Source organism: Rhodopseudomonas sp. BR0C11, from assembly GCF_010820945.1.
GTDB lineage: Bacteria > Pseudomonadota > Alphaproteobacteria > Rhizobiales > Xanthobacteraceae > Rhodopseudomonas > Rhodopseudomonas palustris_H.
Genome location: NZ_QTKI01000507.1, coordinates 1 through 3061, shown reverse-complemented (window position 1 = coordinate 3061; position 3061 = coordinate 1). Strand labels below are relative to the sequence as shown.

The 3061-nt window shown below is 68.5% G+C and carries 2 protein-coding genes and 1 pseudogene; 2 read left to right on the top strand and 1 reads right to left on the bottom strand.

Annotation, left to right across the window (positions count from 1 at the left end; all coding sequences use genetic code 11):
* Nucleotides 1-803: pseudogene (locus DYI24_RS24230) on the bottom strand (flagellar hook-length control protein FliK); the annotation flags it as partial.
* Nucleotides 804-1115: 312 nt separating this feature from the next.
* Here DYI24_RS24230 and mnmA point away from each other — a divergent pair.
* Together mnmA and DYI24_RS24220 are read left to right on the top strand one after the other, a co-directional pair.
* Nucleotides 1116-2309 (top strand): tRNA 2-thiouridine(34) synthase MnmA, encoded by a 1194-nt coding sequence (gene mnmA / locus DYI24_RS24225; protein ID WP_107354622.1) that lies wholly within the window; start codon nucleotides 1116-1118, stop codon nucleotides 2307-2309.
* 19 nt (nucleotides 2310-2328) lie between these two features.
* Nucleotides 2329-2967, top strand: coding sequence for a class I SAM-dependent methyltransferase (locus tag DYI24_RS24220; protein WP_107354623.1), 639 nt, complete (start codon nucleotides 2329-2331; stop codon nucleotides 2965-2967).
* Nucleotides 2968-3061: the final 94 nt, after the last annotated feature.

The following is a 3061-nucleotide window of genomic DNA, read 5'->3' as shown; positions in this document are numbered from 1 at the left end:
GTGTCCGGCTTGGCTGTCCCGTCGGTCTTGGCGCCCGCCTTGGTGTCGGCCTTGGCGCCGTTGGCCTGGGCTGCCAGCGCGGCGAGTTTCGGATCGGCCGCAACGCCGGTCTGGGTCGCCTCGGCGGTCCCCGTCTGGTCGGCGGTAGCGGTCTGAGTCGTCGTCGTTCCGGCATCGGCCTTGGCCTTCAGCGCCGCGGCGGCGGCGATCGCCAGTGGCGTGCCGGTCGCGCTGCCCGCGGCGTCACCTTCGGCGTTCGGGCCGGCGGCAGAGGTCGTGATCTGAGCAGCGATCAGCGCGGTCGCGTTCGGCGTGATCGTCACCGGCGGGGTCGCGCCGGCGTCCTTGCTGTCGGTCTGGTCGGCGCCCTTGGCGTCGGTGTCCTTGGCGGCGCCGGATTTGTCGTCCTTGGCCGACTTCGTGTTGTCCGCCTTGTCGCTCTTCGTCGTATCGGTCTTGTCGCCGCCGGTGGTGTCGGTGGTCTTGGCGTCCGGTTTGGCCGGATCGGACGACGCGGCGTTATCGGCGCGGCGGGAGTCGTCGTTGGTGTCGCGGGAGCGGCTGCGATCGGTCGTATCGCTCCGGTCGGTGCGGGAGCTGCGGCTGGTGCCGCGGTCGTCCGAGGCGCTGCTCGAGGACCGGGTGTCCGGCTTCGGCGCCGAGCTGGCCTTGTCGTAGGCAGCGGTATTGCTGTCCACAAGGGCGGCGAAATTGTCCGTATGCGACGAACGCTCGTTGCGCGCCTGGGTGCGAGGCGCGGGGGCGGGCGTGCTGGCTGCGACGTCTGGCGATGCGTTGACCACGGGCAATCTCTCACTCTTCAGTCCAAAGCACCTTCAGCAAGGACCGGGCCAAACAAAAAAATGAGCGAATCCAGATGGTTGGCGTACGCAACGGCAGAGCGGAACCGGGCTTTGCCACGCTATTTCTGCCGCTGCGGCAGAATTTGCCGCGGCCGCGGCCCGCAAAACCGGGCCGCTGCGATTGCGCCTCCGGGAGGCGGCCTATATTAAAAGCATGCATCACCGAGGTTTGCGGAATTGGCCCTGCCGCTTCCGGACATTGCGGAAGGATGACCGCGCGGCGGACGCCGGTCGCAGCTTATGACTGAACCAATGCTCAACAGTCTGGATCTCGAAGGCCGGCCGCAGGACACCCGCGTCGTGGTCGCGATGTCCGGCGGCGTGGATTCCTCGACGACTGCCGCGCTGCTCAAGGCGCAGGGCTACGACGTCGTCGGCATCACGCTGCAGCTCTACGATCATGGCGAGGCGATCCATCGCAAGGGCGCCTGCTGCGCCGGCCAGGACATTCACGACGCCCGCGCGGTCGCCGAGCGGATCGGGATTCCGCATTACGTGCTCGACTACGAAAGCCGGTTTCGCGAGTCGGTGATCGACAGCTTTGCCGACAGCTACGCCTCCGGCGAGACGCCGGTGCCGTGCATCGAGTGCAACCGCTCGGTCAAATTCCGCGACCTGCTTGCGACCGCGCGCGAGCTCGGCGCCTCGGCGCTGGCGACCGGTCACTACGTGTCGTCGCGGCGGCTCGATGACGGATCGCGGGCGCTGGTCTGCGCCGCCGATCGCGACCGCGACCAAAGCTACTTCCTGTTCGCCACCACGCGCGAGCAGCTGCAATTTCTGCGCTTCCCGCTCGGCGACATGACCAAGCCGCAGACCCGCGAGCTGGCGCGGCAGTTCGGCCTCTCGGTCGCCGACAAGCATGACAGCCAGGACATCTGCTTCGTGCCGACCGGGCGCTACACCGACGTGGTCGAGCGGCTGAAGCCGAACGCGATGGAGCCGGGCGACATCGTCGATGTCGACGGCCGTGTGCTCGGCCAGCATCCCGGCATCGTGCATTTCACCGTCGGCCAACGCCGTGGTCTCGGCATCGCGTCGCGCTCGCCGCTTTATGTGCTGCGGCTCGATGCGGCGCGGCGGCAGGTCGTGGTCGGCCCGCGCGAAGCGCTGCTGATGGATCGCATCGTGCTGCGCGACATCAACTGGATTGGCGACGGGGCACTCGACGACGTGATCGGCGACGGCCTGGAGCTGTTCGTCCGGGTGCGCTCGACGCGGGCACCGCAGCCCGCCTGGCTGCGCGCGGCGAACGGCGGCTACGAGGTCGAACTCGTGGTCGGCGAGGAGGGCGTGTCGCCGGGGCAGGCTTGCGTGTTCTACGACGCGGCCGAGGGCCAGGCCCGCGTGCTCGGCGGCGGCTTCATCAAGAGCGCTGCGCCGCGCCGGTTCGAAGGCGGGCGCGAGCAAATCGAGGCGCCGGCGCTGGCCGCCGCGCGCGGCTAAAGGATTTTCGGGGCAGAGTATGGCGAACGACATCGATCGCGCGGGCGTGGCGAAAGCCTACGCGCGCTGGGCGCCGATTTACGATCTGGTTTTCGGCAAAGTGTTCGACAGCGGCCGGCAATCGACCATCGCGGTGGCCGATGCGATCGGCGGGCGTGTGCTCGACGTCGGCGTCGGCACCGGGCTGTCGCTGTCGGATTATTCGAAGACGACGCGGCTGTGCGGCGTCGACATTTCCGAGCCGATGCTGCGCAAGGCGCATGAGCGCGTCCGCACGCTGAATCTCAGCAATGTCGACGTGCTGGCCGTGATGGACGCCAAGAACCTGGCGTTTCCGGCCGATTACTTCGACGCCGTCGTGGCGCAATACGTCATCACCGCGGTGCCGGACCCGGAAGCCACGCTGGACGATTTCGTCCGCGTCCTGAAGCCGGGCGGCGAGCTGATCCTGGTCAACCACATCGGCGCCGAGAGTGGGCCGCGCAAGCTGTTCGAGCTGGCGTTCTCGCCGATCGCGCGCCGGCTCGGCTGGCGGCCCGAGTTCCCGTGGCAGCGGCTGGTGAACTGGGCGGCGCGCAACCGCGGCGTGGAACTCGCCGAGCGCCGGCCGATGCCGCCGATGGGCCACTTCTCGCTGATCCGCTATCGCAAACTGTGACCGTGTGACGCCGGAACGTGGCCCGCGTCACCACGTTGTCCGGGCATGATGTCGAAACTGACCATCGCGCTGGGATGCCTGGCCCTGGCCGCCG